Origin of the sequence: Mesorhizobium sp. M1A.F.Ca.IN.020.04.1.1 (assembly GCF_003997315.1) — a bacterium.
Lineage (GTDB): Bacteria > Pseudomonadota > Alphaproteobacteria > Rhizobiales > Rhizobiaceae > Mesorhizobium.
Map to the genome: position 1 here is coordinate 52,519 of NZ_RZSN01000005.1, position 20,159 is coordinate 72,677.

The 20,159-nt window shown below is 62.5% G+C and carries 23 protein-coding genes and 1 tRNA gene; 12 read left to right on the top strand and 12 right to left on the bottom strand.

Going from position 1 to position 20,159, the window contains the following annotated elements; translation table 11 throughout:
• Window positions 1-38: 38 nt before the first annotated feature.
• Window positions 39-620, bottom strand: coding sequence for a VOC family protein (locus EOA49_RS02620; protein WP_095824037.1), 582 nt, complete (start codon window positions 618-620; stop codon window positions 39-41).
• A 229-nt stretch (window positions 621-849) separates the two neighbouring features.
• Between EOA49_RS02620 and EOA49_RS02625 the strand changes: the two genes are divergently transcribed.
• The gene (locus EOA49_RS02625) at window positions 850-1,158 is read left to right on the top strand and encodes a hypothetical protein (protein ID WP_127240970.1); all 309 of its coding nucleotides are present in this window, start codon (window positions 850-852) and stop codon (window positions 1,156-1,158) included.
• A gap of 226 nt (window positions 1,159-1,384) precedes the next feature.
• Here EOA49_RS02625 and EOA49_RS02630 read toward each other — a convergent pair whose 3' ends face one another.
• The 3 genes from EOA49_RS02630 to EOA49_RS02640 all read right to left on the bottom strand — a co-directional run bounded on the left by EOA49_RS02630 (window position 1,385) and on the right by EOA49_RS02640 (window position 3,162).
• Complete coding sequence (locus EOA49_RS02630; protein WP_067002221.1) at window positions 1,385-1,567, bottom strand: hypothetical protein; 183 nt, start codon at window positions 1,565-1,567, stop codon at window positions 1,385-1,387.
• Window positions 1,568-1,780: 213 nt separating this feature from the next.
• Complete coding sequence (locus tag EOA49_RS02635; protein ID WP_127240971.1) at window positions 1,781-2,383, bottom strand: hypothetical protein; 603 nt, start codon at window positions 2,381-2,383, stop codon at window positions 1,781-1,783.
• Between the two features lie 20 nt (window positions 2,384-2,403).
• Window positions 2,404-3,162 carry a DUF4142 domain-containing protein gene (locus EOA49_RS02640; RefSeq protein ID WP_127240972.1) on the bottom strand — a complete coding sequence of 253 codons (759 nt, stop codon included), beginning with the start codon at window positions 3,160-3,162 and terminating at the stop codon, window positions 2,404-2,406.
• Between the two features lie 415 nt (window positions 3,163-3,577).
• Here EOA49_RS02640 and EOA49_RS02645 point away from each other — a divergent pair, with 415 nt between their 5' ends.
• Together EOA49_RS02645 and EOA49_RS02650 are read left to right on the top strand one after the other, a co-directional pair.
• Window positions 3,578-4,030, top strand: a complete 453-nt coding sequence (locus tag EOA49_RS02645; RefSeq protein ID WP_067319306.1) for a YidB family protein — start codon at window positions 3,578-3,580, stop codon at window positions 4,028-4,030.
• Window positions 4,031-4,641: 611 nt separating this feature from the next.
• Window positions 4,642-4,929, top strand: a complete 288-nt coding sequence (locus EOA49_RS02650; protein WP_245456967.1) for a hypothetical protein — start codon at window positions 4,642-4,644, stop codon at window positions 4,927-4,929.
• A 359-nt stretch (window positions 4,930-5,288) separates the two neighbouring features.
• Here EOA49_RS02650 and EOA49_RS02655 read toward each other — a convergent pair whose 3' ends face one another.
• The 4 genes from EOA49_RS02655 to EOA49_RS02670 form a co-directional block, all read right to left on the bottom strand.
• Window positions 5,289-5,771: a pyridoxamine 5'-phosphate oxidase family protein gene (locus tag EOA49_RS02655; protein WP_127215032.1), complete on the bottom strand. Its 483-nt coding sequence runs from the start codon at window positions 5,769-5,771 to the stop codon at window positions 5,289-5,291.
• A gap of 132 nt (window positions 5,772-5,903) precedes the next feature.
• Window positions 5,904-5,978: transfer RNA gene (locus EOA49_RS02660), tRNA-Glu, on the bottom strand.
• Window positions 5,979-6,063: 85 nt separating this feature from the next.
• Entirely contained in the window at window positions 6,064-6,477 is a 414-nt protein-coding gene (locus EOA49_RS02665) for a VOC family protein (protein WP_127215033.1), read from the bottom strand.
• Window positions 6,474-6,857: a fimbrial protein gene (locus EOA49_RS02670; protein WP_067002059.1), complete on the bottom strand. Its 384-nt coding sequence runs from the start codon at window positions 6,855-6,857 to the stop codon at window positions 6,474-6,476. The genes EOA49_RS02665 and EOA49_RS02670 overlap by 4 nt, the downstream gene beginning before the upstream one ends.
• A gap of 114 nt (window positions 6,858-6,971) precedes the next feature.
• On the opposite strand from EOA49_RS02670, the gene EOA49_RS02675 reads away from it, so the two are divergent.
• Together EOA49_RS02675 and rpoH are read left to right on the top strand one after the other, a co-directional pair.
• Window positions 6,972-7,964, top strand: a complete 993-nt coding sequence (locus EOA49_RS02675) for an RluA family pseudouridine synthase (RefSeq protein ID WP_245460493.1) — start codon at window positions 6,972-6,974, stop codon at window positions 7,962-7,964.
• A 208-nt stretch (window positions 7,965-8,172) separates the two neighbouring features.
• Window positions 8,173-9,084 carry an RNA polymerase sigma factor RpoH gene (rpoH, locus tag EOA49_RS02680; RefSeq protein ID WP_067002056.1) on the top strand — a complete coding sequence of 304 codons (912 nt, stop codon included), beginning with the start codon at window positions 8,173-8,175 and terminating at the stop codon, window positions 9,082-9,084.
• 282 nt (window positions 9,085-9,366) lie between these two features.
• Here rpoH and EOA49_RS02685 read toward each other — a convergent pair whose 3' ends face one another.
• The 3 genes from EOA49_RS02685 to EOA49_RS02695 form a co-directional block, all read right to left on the bottom strand.
• Window positions 9,367-10,026: a peroxiredoxin gene (locus tag EOA49_RS02685; protein ID WP_095778154.1), complete on the bottom strand. Its 660-nt coding sequence runs from the start codon at window positions 10,024-10,026 to the stop codon at window positions 9,367-9,369.
• Between the two features lie 190 nt (window positions 10,027-10,216).
• The gene (locus EOA49_RS02690) at window positions 10,217-10,582 is read right to left on the bottom strand and encodes a cell division protein ZapA (RefSeq protein WP_067002048.1); all 366 of its coding nucleotides are present in this window, start codon (window positions 10,580-10,582) and stop codon (window positions 10,217-10,219) included.
• A 4-nt stretch (window positions 10,583-10,586) separates the two neighbouring features.
• Complete coding sequence (locus EOA49_RS02695; protein WP_040973690.1) at window positions 10,587-10,859, bottom strand: DUF4164 domain-containing protein; 273 nt, start codon at window positions 10,857-10,859, stop codon at window positions 10,587-10,589.
• 260 nt (window positions 10,860-11,119) lie between these two features.
• Here EOA49_RS02695 and tkt point away from each other — a divergent pair, with 260 nt between their 5' ends.
• From tkt to EOA49_RS02720, 5 genes are all read left to right on the top strand, one after another.
• Window positions 11,120-13,111 carry a transketolase gene (gene tkt / locus EOA49_RS02700; RefSeq protein WP_127243041.1) on the top strand — a complete coding sequence of 664 codons (1,992 nt, stop codon included), beginning with the start codon at window positions 11,120-11,122 and terminating at the stop codon, window positions 13,109-13,111.
• 207 nt (window positions 13,112-13,318) lie between these two features.
• Entirely contained in the window at window positions 13,319-14,329 is a 1,011-nt protein-coding gene (gap, locus tag EOA49_RS02705) for a type I glyceraldehyde-3-phosphate dehydrogenase (RefSeq protein ID WP_067002042.1), read from the top strand.
• Window positions 14,330-14,497: 168 nt separating this feature from the next.
• Window positions 14,498-16,387 (top strand): potassium/proton antiporter, encoded by a 1,890-nt coding sequence (locus tag EOA49_RS02710; protein WP_095828387.1) that lies wholly within the window; start codon window positions 14,498-14,500, stop codon window positions 16,385-16,387.
• 102 nt (window positions 16,388-16,489) lie between these two features.
• Window positions 16,490-17,686: a phosphoglycerate kinase gene (locus EOA49_RS02715; RefSeq protein WP_127241944.1), complete on the top strand. Its 1,197-nt coding sequence runs from the start codon at window positions 16,490-16,492 to the stop codon at window positions 17,684-17,686.
• 126 nt (window positions 17,687-17,812) lie between these two features.
• Window positions 17,813-18,838 (top strand): class I fructose-bisphosphate aldolase, encoded by a 1,026-nt coding sequence (locus EOA49_RS02720; protein ID WP_127243042.1) that lies wholly within the window; start codon window positions 17,813-17,815, stop codon window positions 18,836-18,838.
• A gap of 225 nt (window positions 18,839-19,063) precedes the next feature.
• Here EOA49_RS02720 and EOA49_RS02725 read toward each other — a convergent pair whose 3' ends face one another.
• The gene (locus tag EOA49_RS02725; RefSeq protein ID WP_067319322.1) at window positions 19,064-19,243 is read right to left on the bottom strand and encodes a hypothetical protein; all 180 of its coding nucleotides are present in this window, start codon (window positions 19,241-19,243) and stop codon (window positions 19,064-19,066) included.
• Between the two features lie 184 nt (window positions 19,244-19,427).
• Here EOA49_RS02725 and EOA49_RS02730 point away from each other — a divergent pair, with 184 nt between their 5' ends.
• Window positions 19,428-19,592 carry a hypothetical protein gene (locus EOA49_RS02730; RefSeq protein ID WP_082953649.1) on the top strand — a complete coding sequence of 55 codons (165 nt, stop codon included), beginning with the start codon at window positions 19,428-19,430 and terminating at the stop codon, window positions 19,590-19,592.
• Window positions 19,593-19,814: 222 nt separating this feature from the next.
• Window positions 19,815-20,159, top strand: a 345-nt coding sequence (locus tag EOA49_RS02735; protein ID WP_127243043.1) for an HTH domain-containing protein, incomplete at its 3' end; no start/stop codon positions are given.

The window sequence follows — 20,159 nt, forward strand, 5'->3', positions numbered from 1 at the left end:
GTTGCAGCCTTTGCCATCTGGTCCTCCCTCTGACCTGTTCAGTATGGATTTTTCGCCGCCCGGTTCTCGGACAATGTTTCGCGCGATCGCTCGACCAGCGCCTGGATGGCGTCGGCAAGGTGCGCCTCGGCAATATTGTAGTCGCCGCGCGCAACGCGGATCTTGTGCGCCGCCATCAGCACGTCGGCATGGCTGAAGCCCGCGGGCGGCTCGAACCGGTAGGAGGCAAGCTCGATCAGCAGCCCAAGCGGATCCTCGAAATAGATCGAATCCATGAAGCCGCGATCCTTGACGCCGCTGTGCTTGATGGCGCGCTCGTCGAGCCGGCCGACTGCCTGCAGGAACGTCACGCGCGACACCGAGAACGCGATGTGGTGGACACAGCCGGTATCGGTCGGCGTGCGCCGCTTGACCGCGCTACGGCTCTCGTCGGTGAAGACGGTGATCAGCCGGCCATCGCCCGGGTCGAAATAGAGGTGGCTTTCGCTCGCCTTGTCGAGATTGGGCTGCTCGAAGATGAATGGCATGCCGAGCACGCCTTCCCAGAAATCGATGGAGGTCTGGCGATCGGCGCCGACCAGCGTGATGTGATGGACGCCTTGCGACTGCAGTTTTTGCATTGGCTCCTCCCGGCCCCGCCGCGCCTGCCGCCGGACGATGTGGTCAGGCAGCCTTTGAATCGGCGCCCGGCAGGCGACCGCCGCACGGCTTCCCCCTTGGTTCCGCAATCCGCATCCTGCTGGATCGCGGCCGAAACTTTGATTATCGGATGCTAATTCAATCCGAGGCGTTGCGCCAGAAGCGGCGACACGGCATCGCCCCAGCAGGTCATCGCCGGCCGCAAGGAGGATGCACAAGGCTCTCTTTGCACCATGCTCGATGGCCGGCCGGGTCAGCGGAACCGCCTGCCCGACACCGCCGTTTACAACCATGGCATTGGCCGACGACATCCAAATGGCGGAACGCCATGTTCTGCAGGCCGAGCAGCACATCAAGCGCCAGCGCGCGCGCATCGCTGCGCTAAAGCGCCGTCGGTGGCCGCGAGGCAAGGCGTCCAGCTTTCTGCCGTTGCTTGAAGACGCCCAATCGATCCACCTGCATCAGCTGTCGCTGTTGTTGGAGAGGGCGTCTCGTGAACGGACCCGAGCCGGCATTTAGACTTTTGGTTCAGCGTCGGCAGCCGACGGAAGCCCTATTTGTAGACCGTCCTTGAAGACGCCCGAACTGGCGACACCGCTACGCTTTCATGTCGCCGATCAGCGAAGCTTCTCAGCGATAGCGGCGACGCTCACGCCGTCCTCGCGCCGCATGGCTCTTCATGGTAGCCGGCTTTCGGGGGCCCGCAGCGCGGACACTCTCTCAATCTACCTTCGAAGAAGAAGCACTACTCCGACTTCGCCGGGGTTTCTTTCTTGATTTCCGTCGATGTTGACGTGTCGGACTTGTCAACACTCGCCGTCTGCTGCGCGTCGACTGAGGCTTGATCCTTCGCGTGTGCCGGGCAATTGGCTGACGCTGCAGAGACGGACAGGCCCAGCGCTAAGATCGTTCCGAGGAAGGCTTTCATCATCATCCTCCTTTTGGCAAGTGACATAGCGTAACCCGCGCGTTGCGCGCCGCAAAATCACTTTTCACTCCCCGCATCACAGCTGGCTCGCGCGTCGAGGCCGCAGAGAACTTTATTGAGCGGATGGACCGAGCTGCGTTGCTCCGGGCATGGAGGCGCTGTCTACGCGCCAGAGCGTGAAGCCCCCAAGCCCTTCGCCTGGGGGCGATATCGTCAAACGCGATTTGCGTAGCGCGCCCGATCGCGTTCGATCTCGTCGGCGGTGTAGTTTTCGGCGCCAGCGTCAAAGCTCGTCCAACCGTCGGCTTCGTAGGCACTGCGGCGATCTTCCAAGTTCACCGATCTTGATTGACCGAGGATGCGCTCGGCTTCGCCGGCCAACGCGTCGCTAACCTTGGCCGTGACCAACGTCCCGCCGCGGCGCACACCTTCGGCGTAGACATGAGCATCCCTTTCCGGGACCCCGGAGTCGGTAAGGGCTCCGACGATGCCACCGGCAGCCCCGCCGACAACTGCGCCTCCCAATGCGCCTGCAGCGGTAGCGGCGAGCCACCCTGCGGCGACAACAGGGCCCACGCCTGGGATAGCCATGATCCCTAGCCCCGTCAGCAACCCGCCGGCGCCGCCAATGAGGGCACCCACACCGGCACCGCCAGCCGCATCTTCGGCGGCATTCGAGCGATCATCTTGGTACCAGCCGGTCGAATTATTGGCGACGATGCTGATGTCGGAATGCGGAACGCCGATTGCTTCGAGTTCACCGACGGCATCGGAAGCGTCGTCATAATTGTCAAATAGTCCGGTCACGGTTCTCATGGTTGAACTCCAATCCGTTCTCAGTTGCTGCCGGCAACGACGTTGCCTTGATAATCGAGCGCCACGGTTGTCTTCTTTCCGTCCTTGGTGGCCTGACCGCGCCAGATGCCTTGATCGTCCTTGGTTAGCGCTGAGACATCCGAGAAGCCGGCATCCTGGATCCGGCTCTTGGCCTGGTCTTCGGTGAAGCTATTGGCGCCTGGCACCGGAGCAGCCGGATTTTTTGTGTCGGTCGTGGTGACGGCGGGAGTTGTCGAACTCGTCGTCGTGCCGGTCTCATCGTCCATGGTGGAAGCGATCTTCTCGATCATTTCCTTATGCATTTTGAGTGTGGGCAAGGTCTCCGAAGCGAACGCCTTGAGCTGGGGATTGTCGCCATCCTTGGCGTAGTTCACGAACAGCTCCACGGCATCCGCGTGCGCATCACGCTGCATCTGCACATAGGTCTTTTCGACCGGATCCTTGCCGTTCTGAAGGGCGTCGAGGTCGCTCTTGTGCTTGGCATCCGTCTCGGCGGGCACTTTGAGCTTCTGCTCGCCGGCAATCGTTTCGAGTTTTGCATTGGCCGCCCCATGATCGTCGATCATCTTTTGGGCGAAGTCTTTGACCGCCTGATCCTGGGCTTTGGCTTGGGCGATCTTACTCGACTCGACCTCGAACATGCCCCCATTGGCAGCCTTGTCGACGAACCCCTGCGCATCGTCGGCGGCAAGGACAGGCACTGCAAATGTGATGGCGGCGGCTGTGGTCAGCGCAACCAGTAGATGGCGATTTTTCATGGAGAAGTTCCTAGTTGGGCAGATGTGCTGTAAACCCAACAAGCGTCCGACACCTTTGTTCCGAGCGCGGTTTGATTTAGCGAGGAGTACGGGCATTCTTTTCACTAGGACCCGGCTGCCGGTTTTCGGTCCCGCCACGCTCCTGAACAAAAGCCAATAGGTATCGCGGCCAGCAGGATTCTTTCAGTATGGCTTGTCGCCAGTGGCAAGCAGGTTGAAGGGGGTGCCACCGGAGATTTTTGCGGCCTTCCGAGCGGCCTTCGTCCAGGACTTTATGCGTCTAAATCAAGCGGCTCGTGATCCAGCCTGTTGATTGCAAGATGACCTCGCTTGCTGGCCTCTCGGCAAACTTTTCACGTTAGACGGAACCTTTGTGATCACCGGCTCTTCCCTTGTAATTGCTGGGAGGCAATCAATGGCAAACCTGGGAAGACTGGCTGTCGCCATATTGGGCATTCTCGCCTACCAAAATCGCGACAAGATCGGAGAGCTGCTCCGTGGCGCGGGAAATCGCGATCCAAACAGTCTGCAGGGAGGGATCTTGGATCAGCTGTCCAAAGGCGTATCGGGGACGGCGCTTGGGGATATTGTCGACCGCTTCAGAAATGCGGGAGCCGGTTCCAAGGTGGATTCTTGGGTTAGTAGCGGACCCAACCAGCCGATCGAGCCGAAAGAGGTCGAGGCGGCAATAGACGACGAAACGCTCGCTTCTCTTTCAATGCAGACCGGCTTGTCCCGCGATGAGCTGATAGCCAGGATAACCAGGGACTTGCCCGAGGCGGTCAACAAGCTGACGCCCAATGGCGAACTGCCACCCGCGGGGCCCGACGATGTCACCCTTCTCGATCCGGTGCCACCACAGCGTTGATGGCGCGGCAAGGTCACACTCCAAGTCCGTCAGCGTTTGCGAAAAGCCTGTCTTGAGAAGCGCGAGGACTTGCAACGGTCAAGGCGCAACTCATCCCGCTTTCGCAGGTGAGCGGTTTGCCGCTTCCGTTTGGGAGCGTGCTGACTATGAGCGGTCAATCCCATCAGGGGTGTAGCCGCCGAGGCAACCAAAGGTCCCTCGCTTGCGCTCATTAATCGCGACGGCGTTTATTAGCTACGCCTAAAGTTCTAATGTCAGCCGTCGAAAGGTGGCGCATAGTACAGACTTGCCCCTTGCCCACATGGGGTAAAAGGCCCGGCCTGTCTGCCCTAGGTCCCCCGATATGCCACAGGCCGGGCGCCCCCATCTTTAGGCTGCACTGTTCCGCGCCGCCTTTTTCAGCAAGCGCGATAGATGCACGTCGTGAAGCTCCTGAACGCTTTGAAGAAGTTCGCAATTCAAGCGCCTTGGTGGTGGGCAATTCGAGGCGTTGTAGTTCGGCTGGGAAACAAAGAAGCGTTAGCCTGCATGGTGGAGGCCACTGAACAGGCGGGGGCTAATCCGTCTTTGCGCCTACGGCAGATGAATGAGCCGCTTCTCCAATCGATACGATGAATCCCATCATTGCCCGATGCTACTTTGAGGAGGCAACCGGTTTTGCAGCCCTGGCAGCTAGTAGGCTTGAGGGGTTGGATATGAGCAGAACGACTCTCGTTGCGATTGCTTTCCTCGTCATCAGCATCGGCCCGACCGAAGCCAATGGCCATAAAGTTTTGCCGGTTTGCACCGCGTCGAGCTCACTGTCCGAGGTCTTGCATGGCAAGTGTTTTCTCATCAAAGGCTCGATGATCTATGGCGACATCGCCGATCTTTCCCAGATAATCCAATTGGGATGGTAGCCAAGGCCGAATCGGTGCCTAGACGCTATCGCATGACTGAGCCACGCCGTTTCTTACCGGGAAATAGCGCAGCGCCTTCCTCTCGTGGGACAGCGCGGAAACAGGGGCTTCAAAGCCCAGGGGCAAAAAGCGCCGCTCCGATAACGTCGAGTATAACGCCAGGCGCGCGCCAGTGGCGGATTCGTGCGCCTATCTTCCATCCCGGCGCGTAACGCATTGCCGCCGCAAACTGGCGCGGTTCATTCTGGTCGCGAGCCCATAGAGTGGATGCGTGGTTGCATTCCAGGCTGGAGGCCTTTGCCGCATCAACCGAGAATCAAGCAGAAATTACGCGGCCGACAGCCTGTCGCGACCGGCCCCTAAAGGTCGACCTTGGCGACATTATCCTTGTATTCCTGCTTCGGGTCATATCCGAGCAGCATCTTGATGCCCGAAACCACGCTCGACGCATCGAGCCAGATTTCGGCTCGGTCCGGATCGAAGCGCAACAGCGTGAGTTTCGGATCGTCTTTGCCGCCCTCGAACCAGGCTTCGACATAGGGGCTCCAGAGCCGATCGATCACAGCCCGATCATTGTCGACGCGAAGCTTGCCCTGCACCGTTGCGAAGAGGTCATGTCCCTTGGAGACGAACGTGGCCGTTGCCTGGTCGCCGCCGGAAAGGCCCATCGGAAGCTCCGTATCTTTCGCCGTGAAAAACCAGATCGGACCGGTATCGTCCTTCTCCAGTTGTGCCGTCATGGGCCGAGGGATGATGTTGGAGCCGTCGAGGCCGATCATCATCGTCATGTCAGATTTCAGTGCTTTCCAGAATTTCGCTTCGAGCTCAGCGGGTGTCGGCATGTCTCATCCTTTCACTGAAAGAAAGGCAAACGGCCGACGGTGCTGTGTGTTCCTTCGCGCATTGCCTGGCTAAGGCTTCTCGATCGCTATTCGACGCGTCGTCGTTCAAAGCAGCTAAATTATTGGAATCAATGGTACGCCCAAGGGGAATCGAACCCCTGTTCCCGCCGTGAGAGGGCGGTGTCCTGACCGCTAGACGATGGGCGCGCTCAAGAACCGGCTACATAGGATGAAGGCCGGAAAAAAGCAACTGGGGTTTCGGACTGTTCGCGGACTTTGCGGACTGCCCTGGTCAACCCTGCCGTTTCGGCTCGATCAGATCCCAGAGATTGCCGTAGAGATCGGCAAACACCGCCACCGTGCCATAGGGCTCGAAGCGCGGCGCCTCGCGGAATTCGACGCCCCTGCCAAGCATCGCCTGATGGTCGCGGGCGAAGTCGTCCGTTTCGAGAAAAAGAAACACCCGGCCGCCGGTCTGGTCACCGATGCGGCTTGCCTGCCTCTCGCCGGAGGCTGCCGCCAAGAGCAGCCGCGCGCCCTGCCTGTTTGCCGGCGTGACCGTCACCCAGCGCTTGCCGCCGCCGAGGTCGACGTCCTCGCTCAGCACAAAGCCAAGCCGATCGACATACCAGGCTATCGCCTCGTCATAGTTTTCGACGACGAGCGCCACGGTCGCAATGCTGCGGTTATCGGCAAAGCCGCTCATTTGTTGCGAATCGCGAACTGGCCGATCACGCGGCGCTCGGCAATGTCGTAGAGAAAGATGGAACGGCTGCCGTCCGCGAGCTCGGCATCGATCGACAGGCGGTTGCCGGACAGTGCCTGGCTGACGACCTTGGCGCCGACCGGCAGCACGATATCGCCGGAGAGGGGCGCGCCGGCCGGAGCCTGGACATCGCCGGCATGCACCGATCCGGCGCCGGGCGCATTGCGGGCTTTGTAGACAAGGGCTCCGATCACCACCATAAGGGCGAGGAACAGAAGACCGAGATTGACGATCATGAAGCGGATGAGCTTCCGGCGCACTTTTTCGGCCGCAGGGTCGAGCGGCTTCTCCTCATCTTCTTCGGCGATCGGCCGGGCCATGACTAAACAATCCGCAACGGTTTCGATGAGCGCTCATAGCGAAGAGACCTCGATTTTGATAGGGCCCCGATTTTGAGACAGGATGAATTGCCGGGCGATGAGTTGGATGGAGCGGTGGAGCTGGAAGCCGGCGCCGATGCCGCAGGCAAGCGCCTCGACCAGTGGCTCACCGCCCAGCTCGGCCCGGAGATCTCACGCAGCCGCGTGCAGGCCCTCATCAAGCAGGGTGCGGTTACGATCGCCGGCAAGCCGGTCGAGGAGGCAAAGCGCAAGATGGCGCCGGGCGAGCGTGTCGCGATCATCATGCCGGAGCCGGAGCCTGCCGAGCCACAAGGCGAGGCCATTCCTCTCGACATCCTTTACGAGGACGACGAGCTGATCGTCGTCAACAAGCCGGCGGGGCTGGTTGTGCATCCCGGCGCCGGCAACTGGACCGGCACACTGGTCAACGCGCTGATCCATCATTGCGGCGACAGTCTTTCCGGCATCGGCGGCGTCAGGCGACCGGGCATCGTCCACCGGCTGGACAAGGAAACCAGCGGCGTCATGGTGGTGGCCAAGACCGACCGCGCCCACAAGGCACTGTCTGAGGCCTTCGCCGATCATGGCCGGACGGGCGACCTCGAACGCGCCTATCTGGCGCTGGTCTGGGGCATTCCGCAGCGGCCGACCGGCACCGTCGAGGCCGCGCTCGGCCGCGCCGCCGATCGGGTACGGCGCGCGGTGGTTCCCGAAGACCGGGACGACGCCCGGCATGCCGTTACCCATTTCACCGTCGTCGAGCGTTTCGGCGGGCGGCAGAAGGAATTCACCACCGCAAGTCTGATCGAATGCCGCCTCGAGACCGGCCGGACGCACCAGATCAGGGTGCATATGGCGCATATCGGTCATCCGGTGGTCGGCGATCCGGAGTACGGCCAGGCCTTCCGCACGAAGGCCAACCGGCTGCCGGAACCGCTGAAAGGCGAGGTCAAGGCATTTTCCAGACAGGCGCTCCATGCCTGGCTCCTTGAATTCCGACACCCGACCACCCATCTACCGATGCGGTTCGAGGCGCCGATGCCGAGGGACATGGAGGAACTTGTCGGCGGCTTTCGGATGCTCTGAACCGCCATCAAGACGCTTCAAACCAGCATCAAAAAACCTGACTGGCGTTGTTCACTTCAGCGTGACACACTGTTTCGTGTTGAACAAATGCCTGTCCTTTCTGGTTTTGTTCCTATATACAGCAGTTGCCGCGAATGAGCCGATTGGCATTCGCGTTATATGCCCGCCGCGTTAGGGGGCATCACTCCAATAGAGAGGGGGCGCTATCATGGCCCAGTCACTACCCAGTATCGTTTCCGGTGAAGGCGGTCTCGCCCGCTACCTGGAAGAAATCCGTCGTTTTCCGATGCTTCAGCCCCAGGAAGAGTACATGCTCGCCAAGCGTTATGCCGAGCATCAGGACACTTCCGCCGCGCACAAGCTCGTCACCAGCCATTTGCGGCTCGTCGCCAAGATCGCCATGGGCTATCGCGGCTACGGCCTGCCGATCGGCGAGGTGATCTCGGAAGGCAATGTCGGCCTGATGCAGGCTGTCAAGAAATTCGAACCGGAGCGCGGCTTCCGGCTCGCCACCTACGCTATGTGGTGGATCAAGGCCTCGATCCAGGAATACATCCTGCGCTCGTGGAGCCTGGTCAAGATGGGCACCACCGCCAACCAGAAGCGCCTGTTCTTCAACCTGCGCAAGGTGAAGGGCCGGATCCAGGCGCTCGACGACGGCGACCTCAAGCCCGACCAGATTGCCGAGATCGCCACGCGTCTCAACGTTTCCGAGGCCGAAGTGGTGTCGATGAACCGTCGCCTGTCGGGCGACGCTTCGCTCAACGCCCCGATCAGGGCGAGCGAAGGTGAGTCCGGTGAATGGCAGGACTGGCTGGTCGACGATCACGAAAGCCAGGAAGAGATGCTGATCGAGCAGGACGAGCTGGAAAACCGGCGCTCGATGCTGTCGGGCGCGCTGTCGGTGCTCAACGACCGCGAGCGGCGCATCTTCGAGGCGCGTCGTCTGGCCGAAGAGCCGCTGACGCTGGAAGAGCTGTCGGCCGAGTTCGACATCAGCCGCGAGCGCGTGCGCCAGATCGAGGTGCGCGCCTTCGAGAAGGTGCAGGACGCGGTCAAGGCCGCGGCCAAGCGTCAAAACCAGGCGCTGCGCACCATCGAAGCGCAGCCGGCGGCGTAAAAGCTCGAGGCATTACGCAAAGACAAAACGGCGGCGCCGTGATCTGGCGCCGCCGTCTCTTTTTGGCACCTACAACGCCCGCGATTGGCGAAAGCTGTGGTTCGCCCCTTTCTCCCCGTCACTATACAGGTAGAAATGTCCGGCAGGACAATAAGGGGCAGCGCCGGGATTACGAGCTTATCACGTCAGGACAAAGTCCGTTGACGCGGTAATCACCGAACGCCGCGCCGCCCCTCATCCGCCTTTCGGGCACCTTCTCCGTGGAACGGGGAGAAGGAAAGCTCACGCTGTCGGCTGCTTGGTCTTGCGCAGATACGGCAACACCGTCTCGTAGGCGCCGAAGCGCTTGATCGCGTCCTCGTTGGAGACGGCGGCGGTGATGATTACGTCCTCGCCCTGCTTCCAGTTTGCCGGCGTCGCGACCTGATGCTTGGCCGTCAGTTGGATGGAATCGATGACGCGCAGGATCTCATCGAAGTTGCGGCCGGTGGTCATCGGATAGGTCAGCACCAGCTTGATCTTCTTGTCCGGGCCGATGACGTAGACCGAGCGCACCGTGGCGTTGTCGGCCGGCGTGCGCCCTTCAGAGCTCTCGCCGGCGCCCGCCGGCAGCATCTCGTAAAGCTTGGCGACGGCGAGATCCTTGTCGCCGATCAGCGGATAGTTCACCGTCTGGCCGGTAGCTGTCTTGATGTCGGCCTGCCATTTGTCGTGGCTCGACACCGGATCGACGGAAATGCCGATGATCTTGACGTTTCGCTTTTTGAATTCGCCCTCGAGCCCGGCCATCGTGCCGAGCTCGGTCGTGCAAACCGGCGTGAAGTTCTTCGGATGGCTGAAGAGCACTGCCCAGCCGTCACCGATCCATTGATGGAAATTGATCGTCCCTTGCGTAGTCTCGGCCGTGAAATCCGGCGCGATATCGTTGATACGAAGGCTCATCGCGTGCTCCCTACCCTGTGACATGGCGCCGGCCTGGGCTAACCCCATCGGCGCGTGTCAGCTTCTATACCGCCGGAAGGAACGGTTCAAAAGGCTTGTGTCTGCAAGCGTGATCGGAACGATGGAAAAATTTCTGCTTTTCCTGGAAAAGACAGCAGAATTTCCATAGCGGACGCAGGGGATTGGCGGCTTAAGCCTTCTTCACCGCCAGCGTCGTCGCAAGGTCTTCCATGCGCTGCGCAAGTGCCGCGAGCGCGGTCGTCAGCACGCTGTCGCTCTTGTCGGCCTTGGTCAGCGCCTCGTCGCGCGTCTTGCGCAGCGTCAGCACCTCGCTCTCCATGCCCTTGACCCGCTTGTTGAGCTCCGAAAGCTCATCCATCACCATGATGCCGGCCATGACGGTCAGCCGCTGGTCGCCGATCTCGCCGAACGAATCCTTCAAATGCATGACATACCGGTCGAAGCGCTCGGCGAGGTCGATCAGATGCTCTTCTTGGCCCTCGTCGCAAGCCATCCGGTACTGCTTGCCGTCGATGGAAACGGTTACCTGTGCCATTGGCTTACCTGTCCAGTACCGCGCGAATGGTTTCCATGGCGGTCACCAGCCGGCGCGACACTTCCTTGTTGGCATCTTCCAGCCGTTCGGCGCGGGCCTCGGAATTGTCGAGCTCCTGCGCCAGCCGCGAGCGGTCGGCGTTCATGCGCTGCACCTCGGCCTCGGCCTCGGAATAGTCGCGCTCATGCTCGAGCCGCGCCGCCACGGCGTTTTCCAGTCCCTCCATGGCTTTGCCGAGCCTGGCGATGACTTCCTTGAGGGTCGTTTCCCCGGTCATGGCCTTCGTCCTATGCCCTGCCCGTCACCGAATCGCTCGCGTTCAGAACGCGTTATCTCGGAAAGATTAGGCGCCGGGTGAAGCGCGCGTCAATAAAGCTCTCGCGACTGTCCCCCGCTAACGCTAATGTAGCGTCGCCGCCGCCTTCACAAGGCCGGCAAAAAAGCACCGATTTGTTGACTCAAAGGCCGCGCCTGCTATGTGTCGCGCACCCTTTCCACGGGCTCTCCCAAAGCTCCAACCCCTATTCCGGAGGAAGCATGACCTCGCGTGAACAACATGATCGGATGGCCAATGCGATCCGTTTTCTTTCCATGGACGCCGTCGAGAAGGCCAATTCCGGCCACCCCGGCCTGCCCATGGGCTGCGCCGACATCGCTACGGTGCTGTTCACCCGCTTCCTGAAATTCGACGCCAAGGCCCCGCACTGGGCAGACCGCGACCGTTTCATCCTGTCGGCCGGCCACGGCTCGATGCTGCTCTATTCGCTCCTGTACCTCACCGGCTACGAGGACATGACGATCGACCAGATCAAGAATTTCCGCCAACTCGGATCGAAGACCGCCGGCCATCCCGAATACGGCCATGCCGCCGGCATCGAGACCACCACCGGTCCGCTCGGCCAGGGCCTCGCCAACTCGGTCGGCTTCGCGCTCGGCGAGCGCATCATGAACGCCGCCTTCGGCAACGACCTTGTCGACCACTACACCTATGTGCTGGCCGGCGACGGCTGCTTGATGGAGGGCGTCTCCCAGGAAGCCATCGCGCTCGCCGGCCATCTCAAGCTCAACAAGCTGATCGTCTTCTGGGACAACAACAACATTTCGATCGACGGCCCGGTCTCGCTCGCCGACAACACCGACCAGGTCGCCCGCTTCCAGGCCAGCGGCTGGAACGCCAGCCACATCGACGGCACCGATCCGGAAGCCATCGCCTACGCCATCGAAGCCGCCCGCCATTCCGACAAGCCGACGATGATCGCCTGCAAGACGACCATCGGCTTCGGCGCCCCGACCAAGGCCGGCACCAACAAGGCGCATGGCTCGCCGCTCGGCGCCGACGAAATCGCCGGCGCCCGCAAATTCTTCAACTGGGAATCGCCGCCCTTCGAGATTCCGGCCGACATCCTCGACGCCTGGCGCGGCGTCGGCACCGCCGGCGCCAAGGCGCGCGCCGATTGGGAAGGCCGCCTTGCCAAGGCCGACGCCAAGCTGAAGGGCGAATTCGAGCGCCGCCTCGCCGGCAAGCTGCCGGACAATTTCGACGCCGTCATCGCCGAGTACAAGAAGAAGCTCTCGGCCGACAAGCCGAAGGTGGCCACCCGTAAGTCCTCGGAAATGGCGCTGGAAGTGATCAACGGCGCTGTTCCCGAAACCATCGGCGGCTCGGCCGACCTCACCGGCTCCAACAACACCAAGACCAGCCAGACCAAGAACATCACTCCGGACGACTACGGCCAGCGCTATGTTCATTACGGCATCCGCGAGCACGGCATGGCGGCGGCCATCAACGGGTTGACGCTGCATGGCGGCCTGATCGCCTATGGCGGCACCTTCTTGTGTTTCTCCGACTATGCCCGGCCCTCGATGCGCCTTGCCTCGCTGATGGGCATCCGCTCGATCTTCGTCATGACCCATGACTCGATCGGTCTCGGCGAGGACGGCCCGACCCACCAGCCGGTCGAGCATCTGGCCGCACTGCGCGCCATTCCGAACCACAACGTCTTCCGCCCGGCCGACGCGGTCGAGACGGCGGAATGTTGGCAGCTGGCGTTGGAGTCCGAAAAGACGCCTTCGACGCTCGCGCTGACCCGCCAGAACCTGCCGACCGTGCGCAGCGAACACAGCGAGAAGAACCTCAGCGCCTCGGGCGCTTATGAGCTTGCCGCGGCAAACGGCGAGGCGGCCGTGACGATCTTCGCCACGGGCTCGGAGGTCGAGGTCGCCCTCGGCGCCCGCGAGTTGCTCGAAAAACACGGCCATCCGACCCGCGTCGTATCGGTGCCCTGCTTCGAGCTGTTCGACCAGCAGGACGAGGACTATCGCAGGAAGACCATCGGCAACGCCGAGGTGAAGGTCGCTATCGAGGCCGGCATCCGCCAGGGCTGGGACCACCTGATCGGTATCGACGGCATCTTCGTCGGCATGACCGGCTTCGGCGCCTCCGGCTCGATCGAGCAGCTCTATCCGCATTTCGGCATCACCGCCGAGGCCGCGGCGAAGGCCGTGGAGGCACGCCTGCACGGCAAGTGAGCCATCGCATGTCGCTCAAAAGCGCGCAGCGATCTCGAGCGGCATGCACAAAAAGCAACGCCCCGTCCGGCGAAGCCCTTCAAAGGATGTCGCCGGACTGGACCAACCTAATCGATTTAAATTCCGGCTTCTGCGGCTGGATTCTTTGCACGCCCGCCGCTATGAAGCAGCGGACCCATCCACTTTCCAGTCCCCAGGGAGAGAAACATGACCGTCAGAGTTGCCATCAACGGATTTGGCCGCATCGGCCGCAACATCCTGCGCGCCATTCATGAATCCGGCCGCAAGGACATCGATGTCGTCGCCGTCAACGACCTCGGGCCGGTAGAGACCAACGCGCATCTGCTCCGCTACGACAGCGTGCATGGCCGCTTCCCGCATGAAGTGACGGTCGACGGCGACCAGATCTCCGTCGGCAAGGAGAAGTTCAAGGTCACCGCCATCAAGGATCCGACCCAGCTGCCCTGGAAGGATCTCGGCATCGACATCGCGCTCGAATGCACCGGTATCTTCACTGCGCGCGACAAGGCTGCCGCGCATCTGACCGCCGGCGCCAAGCGCGTCATCGTCTCGGCCCCGGCCGAAGGCGCCGATCTCACGGTCGTCTACGGCATCAACCACGACAAGCTGACCAAGGACCACGTCGTCATCTCCAACGCGTCCTGCACCACCAACTGCCTGGCCCCGCTTGCCGCCGTGCTGCACGAGACCGTCGGCATCGAGAAGGGCATGATGACGACAATCCATTCCTACACCGGCGACCAGCCGACGCTGGACACCATGCACAAGGACCTTTACCGGGCCCGCGCCGCGGCGCTGTCGCAGATCCCGACCTCCACCGGTGCCGCCAAGGCGATCGGTCTGGTGCTGCCCGACCTCAAGGGCAAGCTCGACGGCATCTCCATCCGCGTGCCGACCCCGAACGTCTCGGTCGTCGATTTCAAATTCATCGCCAAGCGCTCGACCACCGCGCAGGAGATCAACGAAGCGCTGATCGCCGCCTCCAAGGGCAAGCTGAAGGGCGTGCTCTCGGTCACCCATCACCCGAACGTCTCGATCGATTTCAACCACGATCCGCACTCCTCGATCGCGGCGCTCGACCAGACCAAGGTCATGGACGGCAACTTCGTCTCGGTACTCTCCTGGTACGACAACGAATGGGGCTTCTCGAACCGCATGGGCGACACGGCTGTCGCCTTCGGCAAGACCATCGCCTGACCTCAGGCTTCCTTTTTGATCGTGTGAAACGCCCGGCTTCGGCCGGGCGTTTTTCGTTCGACGCAGCGGCATGGGGCAAAAAAGCCACGCTGCCGCCTTGCACTGGTCATGTCTTCGCCCCACTCTGCCGTAAAGCGGGAGGGACGCGGATTTGAGGGGCAATTCCGGATGGAGCATGCGATCTATCTCGTGACGCTGGTCGGCACAGCGCTTGTTGTCGCCGCCGCCTTTTCGAGCCTGATCGCCTTTCGCTTCGGCGCACCCCTGCTGCTCCTCTTCCTCTGCATTGGCCTTGCCACCGGGGTCGACGGCCTTGGCATCGAATTCGACAATGCGCGGCTGGCTTATTTCGCCGGCTCGTTGGCTTTGGCCATTATCCTGTTCGATTCCGGTTTCGGCACGCCGCTCAACGCCTTGCGCCAGGCGGCCGGGCCGGCGCTGTCGCTGGCCACCGTCGGCGTCCTCCTGACCACCGGCATCTTCGGCGTCGCCGCCTACTACCTCCTCAATCTCAGCTGGCTGGAATCCTCGCTGCTCGGCGCCGCCGTCGCTTCGACCGACGCAGCGGCGGTGTTCTTCCTACTGCGCGCCGGGGAGATCCATTTGCGCGAGCGCGTCCGCTCGACGCTCGAGGTTGAATCCGGCACCAATGATCCGATCGCCATCTTCCTCACCATCTCTTTGGTCGAGATCATCGCCGCGCATGCCAACCCCGAGGCAAACGTTCTCGCCACCAGTTTGGTGATCGGCTTCGTCATCAACATGGGACTCGGCGCCATCATCGGCGTGCTCGGCGGCTTGGCGATCGTGCGCCTCGTCGAGCGGCTGAACCTCGACCATGGCCTGCTGCCGATCTTCGTGCTGACGCTGTCGCTGATGGTGTTCGCCGCGGCGGGCGCCATCGGCGGCTCGGGCTTCCTTGCGGTGTATCTCGCCGGCCTCGTCGCCGGCAATTCCGACATTCGCGCCGTCACCATCCTGAAGCGCTTCCAGGACGGTATGTCGTGGCTGGCGCAGATCATCATGTTTTTGATCCTCGGCCTGTTTGCCACGCCCTCGCAATTCCCAGCGATCCTGCTGCCGGCGATCCTGCTCGGCCTGTTCCTGATCTTCGTGGCGCGGCCCTTGGCCGTCTGGCTCTGCCTGATGCCGTTCCGCCTGCCACGTCCGGAGGTCGCTTTCGTCTCTTGGGTTGGGTTGCGAGGCGCCGTTTCGATCCTGCTTGCCATCACGCCACTGCTCGGCGGCCTCGCCAACGGTCGCCTCATCTTCAATGTCGCCTTCATCATCGTGCTGGTCTCGCTGGTGGTGCAGGGCTGGACCGTCGGTCCGCTGGCGCGCCGCCTCGGCCTCATCGTGCCGGCAAGGCTTGGACCTCTCGACAAGGTCGAGCTCGAGCTGCCGGGCTCGGCTCACCACGAGCTGCTCGCCTATCGCGTCGCCCCCGGTAGTCCGGTGGCGCGCGGCGAACGCATCCCGCGCTGGGCGAGGCCTTCGCTGGTGCTGCGCGATGGCCGCTCCATGCGGTTCCAGGACATGGGCCGGCTCGCCGCCGGCGATCAGGTCTACATCTTCGTGCCGGACCGCTATCCGCGCTTGCTCGACAAGCTCTTCGCCAGCCGCGCCGTCGTCGACCCCGAGGATGCCGACTTCTTTGGCGCCTTTGCCGTCGATCCGGCCCGCTCCGCCGCCGAGCTCGAAGCCGCCTATGGGCCCGGCCTCACCGAGGCCGAACAGAAGCTCACCGTCGCGGCGCTGGTCACCGAGCGGCTCGGCGGCCAGGCCGAATATGCCGACCGCGTGATGATCGGCCCGATCGAGCTGATCGTACGCGATGTCGACGAGAAGGGCCGGATCACCGGGCTTGGCCTGTCCTTCGAGCCGACCGCGCCGGTGGCGCGCGTGCCGGTTTTCCTGAGCGCCGGCGAGATCGCCGACCGCATCGCCGCCTTTATCCGCGGCTGGCGCAAACCAGCGCCAAGCAAGGTTCCTCAAAGCGAGCCGGACGAAATGACGACGTCCAAGCCCATAGCGCCAAAATCAGCCAGCGAGAGCTGACGTCACACAACGACATCATTTTTGCACGCGCTGTGCGGCCCAGGCCTTGCATCGTGCCCGGTGGCGGGTAAGGTCGCCGCGTTTTTGGCGGAAGGGACGACCATGGCCGGCTTCAAGACACTCGACGATATCGGCGCCGTTGGCGGCAAGCGCATCCTGGTGCGCGTCGACCTCAACGTTCCCGTCGCCGACGGCAAGGTGACGGACGCCACCCGCATCGAGCGCATCGCGCCGACCATTTCCGAGCTCTCCGGCAAAGGCGCCAGGGTGATACTGCTCGCGCATTTCGGTCGTCCGAAGGACGGCCCGTCGGCCGAATTTTCGCTCGAGCCGATCGCTCGCGCCACGGCGGAAGTGCTCGGCCGCCCGGTCGGCTTCGCCTCCGACTGCATCGGCGACAAGGCCGCCGACGCGGTTGCCGCCATGAAGGATGGCGACGTCCTGCTTTTGGAAAACACCCGCTTCCACAAGGCCGAGGAGAAGAACGATCAGGCCTTCACCGAAAAGCTCGCCGCCAATGGCGACATCTACGTCAACGACGCCTTTTCCGCCGCGCACCGCGCGCATGCGTCGACCGAAGGCCTGGCGCACCGCCTGCCGGCCTATGCCGGCCGCACCATGCAGGCCGAGCTCGACGCGTTGGAACAAGGTCTCGGCAATCCGGTGCGGCCCGTCGTGGCCATCGTCGGCGGCGCCAAGGTCTCGACCAAGATCGATCTTTTGATGAACCTGGTGAAGAAGGTCGACGCGCTGGTCATCGGCGGCGGCATGGCCAACACCTTCCTCGCCGCGCGCGGTACCGATGTCGGCAAATCGCTCTGCGAGCATGACCTGGCCTCCACCGCCAAGCAGATCATGATCGAGGCGGCCGAAGCCGGCTGCGCCATCATTCTGCCCGCCGACGGCGTCGTGGCGAAGGAATTCAAGGCGGGTGCCGCCAGCCAAACCGTCGCCATCTCCGACGTGCCCGCAGACGGCATGATCCTCGATGTCGGCGAGAAAACCGTGAAGAGCGTCACCGATTGGATCGACCGCGCTGCCACGCTGGTCTGGAACGGCCCGCTCGGTGCATTCGAGATCGAACCCTTCGACCGCGCCACGGTGGCTGCGGCAAAGCATGCGGCAGCCCGCACAAAGGAAGGCAAGCTGGTTTCGGTCGCCGGCGGCGGCGACACGGTAGCCGCGCTCAACCATGCCGGCGTCGCCGACGATTTCACCTATGTCTCCACCGCCGGCGGCGCCTTCCTCGAATGGATGGAAGGCAAGCCGCTGCCGGGCGTCGAGGTGCTGAAGCGCTGAGTCAATTCAAGACTCTCCGAGCGGACGCAGCTATCGAGACTTTCAATCGATTCGAGCTTTTCGGCGTCATTCCTTTGGCGGTAGTGTTCTGTTAGCGCGGAATGAAACGAACCTTAGGAGAGCACCATGAGCGAACGTCTCGAAGACATTGCCGCCGCGATCGTGGCGGATGGCAAGGGCCTTTTGGCCGCCGATGAGAGCTCCGGCACCATCAAGAAGCGCTTCGACGTCATCGGCGTCGAATCGACCGCCGACAATCGGCGCGACTATCGCGAGATGATGTTCCGCGCCAAGGAGGCGATGACCAAGTATATTTCCGGCGTCATCCTCTATGACGAGACCATTCGCCAGAAGGCTGCCGACGGCACGCCGCTGGTCGACATCATCAAGGCCGCCGGCGCCATTCCGGGCATCAAGGTCGATGTCGGCGCCAAGCCTCTCGCCGGCTTTCCCGGCGATACCATCACCGAGGGTCTCGATGGCCTGCGCGAGCGGCTGGCGGACTACTATAAGCTCGGCGCCCGGTTCGCCAAATGGCGCGCGGTGATCGACATCGACACCGCCAAGGGCGTGCCGTCAGCCACCTCGATCGCCTCCAACGCGCATGCGCTGGCACGCTACGCCGCGCTCTGCCAGGAGGCAGGCATCGTGCCGATCGTCGAGCCGGAAGTGCTGATGGACGGCGCCCACTCGATCGACACCTGCTACGAGGTGAGCAAGGCGACCCTGCTGAAGCTCTATGGCGAGCTTTATGCCGCGCGCGTGGTCCTCGAAGGCACCATCCTCAAGCCGAACATGGTCATCTCCGGCAAGAAATCGGGCAAGAAGGACAGTCCCGAAGCGGTCGCCCAGAAGACGATCAAGCTGTTTCGCGAAGCCGTGCCTGTGGCGGTGCCCGGCATTGCCTTCCTGTCGGGCGGCCAGGACGACGAGGAAGCGACGGCCAACCTTAACGCCATCAATGTCATCGGCCCGCATCCGTGGAAGCTCTCCTTCTCCTACGGCCGCGCCCTGCAGGCGGCCGCGCAGAAGGCCTGGAGCGGCAAGGCGTCGAACGTCGCCGCCGGCCAGGCTGCCTTCATCCATCGCGCCCACATGAATCATCTGGCGGCGCTCGGACAATGGCAGCCGGCGCTGGAAAAGGCCGCCTGATAGCAATGCATGTCGCCCAGAAGTGTGCAGCGGTTCTGGGGCAACGATATGCATCAATAACGGCTTGAAGCGCGTCGACGCGCTTTGAGCTTTCCCTAAAGCGCTGAGAACCCGGGCGGCCAAGGCCCGGTTTATCTTTGCCGGCCGCACTCCCAGCTGAGGCGTCGAACCAGCGGGGGCCAGCGCCGCCCTTCGCAGGCCGTCCTCACCTCAAATCGACGTGCCTCAAGCCCAATGACCAAGCACGGCCGCCAGCGAGATTGCGGCCATTGCAAGCAGCGCCAGCTTCCAGAAATCGCTGCGGCGCTTCAGCCCCGGCCAGCCGAGCGGCTTGATGATTTGGATGAGCATGATGCCGATGATGACAAGGGCGAGCAGTTTCGTCATGCCGCCTTTGAGCAGCATCCTCGGCGGCTGTCAAAGCGGTTCTTGGCGCTTTCGCACCGCATCGCTCCTGACAAACGAAGGGACATCCATGGGACCGCGCTGATCGTTCTGGCGCCGGCTTCGGCTACCTCGCACCCCTGCTGACAGACTGCTGTCAGCAGGGGTGTGAGATACTCCTCTCGTCAAAAAGAGGAGCTCGGTCATGAACGGTTTTACCATCCTGCGTAGCGTGCAGCACTATGTCGGCAAGATCCGCACCGTGCGGAACGAGATCCGGACCCAGCGTTTCCTGAACACTTTGCCGGCGGACATTCGCAAGGACATCGGTTGGCCGGACCTTTATAACGGCCGCGTGCGTGAGAACTGAAATTTTTCGGCGCATGACTTGGATAGCGGCCATGGCGCGCCCAGATGTAATGTCGGTTGAAACGCTGGGTTTCAGGAAAGACGCCGTTGTCCGGTGGTGGAGTGGCTGCAGCCTCCTGACACTATGTTGTCAGGAGGCTTGCGTTATTGAAGCAGCCTCGAACCTGCGGGAACCGGTTTTGGGACCGCGGCATGCGTAGAACCGAAGCCAAGGGGTCAAACGATGCGCCGCGCCGACAGGCTTTTCCAGATCGTGCAGCATCTGCGCGGAGGCAGACTGGTCACCGCGCAGAAGCTCGGGACGTGGCTCGAGGTGTCCGAGCGGACCATCTACCGCGATATAGCCGACTTGCAGTCGACCGGCGTGCCGATCGACGGCGAGGCGGGTGTCGGCTACATGATGAGGGAAGGTTTCGACCTTCCGCCGCTGATGTTCACGCGTGACGAGATCGTGGCGCTGGTTGCCGGCGCCCGCATGGTGCGCGCCTTTGGCGGCGCGGCGATGGCAAGGGCCGCCGACGAGGCGCTGGTCAAGATCGGCGCGGTGCTGCCCGACACGGAAAAGGAT

Excerpts from the sequence above, each read along its gene's own strand:
- EOA49_RS02635 (WP_127240971.1), bottom strand. The coding sequence starts at position 2,383 with ATGAGAACCGTGACCGGACTATTTGACAATTATGACGACGCTTCCGAT.
- EOA49_RS02640 (WP_127240972.1), bottom strand. The coding sequence starts at position 3,162 with ATGAAAAATCGCCATCTACTGGTTGCGCTGACCACAGCCGCCGCCATC.
- EOA49_RS02685 (WP_095778154.1), bottom strand. The coding sequence starts at position 10,026 with ATGAGCCTTCGTATCAACGATATCGCGCCGGATTTCACGGCCGAGACT.
- EOA49_RS02665 (WP_127215033.1), bottom strand. The coding sequence starts at position 6,477 with ATGAGCGGCTTTGCCGATAACCGCAGCATTGCGACCGTGGCGCTCGTC.
- EOA49_RS02620 (WP_095824037.1), bottom strand. The coding sequence starts at position 620 with ATGCAAAAACTGCAGTCGCAAGGCGTCCATCACATCACGCTGGTCGGC.
- EOA49_RS02645 (WP_067319306.1), top strand. The coding sequence starts at position 3,578 with ATGGCAAACCTGGGAAGACTGGCTGTCGCCATATTGGGCATTCTCGCC.
- EOA49_RS02655 (WP_127215032.1), bottom strand. The coding sequence starts at position 5,771 with ATGCCGACACCCGCTGAGCTCGAAGCGAAATTCTGGAAAGCACTGAAA.
- EOA49_RS02725 (WP_067319322.1), bottom strand. The coding sequence starts at position 19,243 with ATGCTGCTCAAAGGCGGCATGACGAAACTGCTCGCCCTTGTCATCATC.
- EOA49_RS02650 (WP_245456967.1), top strand. The coding sequence starts at position 4,642 with ATGAATCCCATCATTGCCCGATGCTACTTTGAGGAGGCAACCGGTTTT.
- rpoH (WP_067002056.1), top strand. The coding sequence starts at position 8,173 with ATGGCCCAGTCACTACCCAGTATCGTTTCCGGTGAAGGCGGTCTCGCC.
- EOA49_RS02670 (WP_067002059.1), bottom strand. The coding sequence starts at position 6,857 with ATGGCCCGGCCGATCGCCGAAGAAGATGAGGAGAAGCCGCTCGACCCT.
- EOA49_RS02630 (WP_067002221.1), bottom strand. The coding sequence starts at position 1,567 with ATGAAAGCCTTCCTCGGAACGATCTTAGCGCTGGGCCTGTCCGTCTCT.
- tkt (WP_127243041.1), top strand. The coding sequence starts at position 11,120 with ATGACCTCGCGTGAACAACATGATCGGATGGCCAATGCGATCCGTTTT.
- EOA49_RS02715 (WP_127241944.1), top strand. The coding sequence starts at position 16,490 with ATGGCCGGCTTCAAGACACTCGACGATATCGGCGCCGTTGGCGGCAAG.
- EOA49_RS02710 (WP_095828387.1), top strand. The coding sequence starts at position 14,498 with ATGGAGCATGCGATCTATCTCGTGACGCTGGTCGGCACAGCGCTTGTT.
- EOA49_RS02730 (WP_082953649.1), top strand. The coding sequence starts at position 19,428 with ATGAACGGTTTTACCATCCTGCGTAGCGTGCAGCACTATGTCGGCAAG.
- EOA49_RS02720 (WP_127243042.1), top strand. The coding sequence starts at position 17,813 with ATGAGCGAACGTCTCGAAGACATTGCCGCCGCGATCGTGGCGGATGGC.
- EOA49_RS02690 (WP_067002048.1), bottom strand. The coding sequence starts at position 10,582 with ATGGCACAGGTAACCGTTTCCATCGACGGCAAGCAGTACCGGATGGCT.
- EOA49_RS02695 (WP_040973690.1), bottom strand. The coding sequence starts at position 10,859 with ATGACCGGGGAAACGACCCTCAAGGAAGTCATCGCCAGGCTCGGCAAA.
- EOA49_RS02625 (WP_127240970.1), top strand. The coding sequence starts at position 850 with ATGCACAAGGCTCTCTTTGCACCATGCTCGATGGCCGGCCGGGTCAGC.
- gap (WP_067002042.1), top strand. The coding sequence starts at position 13,319 with ATGACCGTCAGAGTTGCCATCAACGGATTTGGCCGCATCGGCCGCAAC.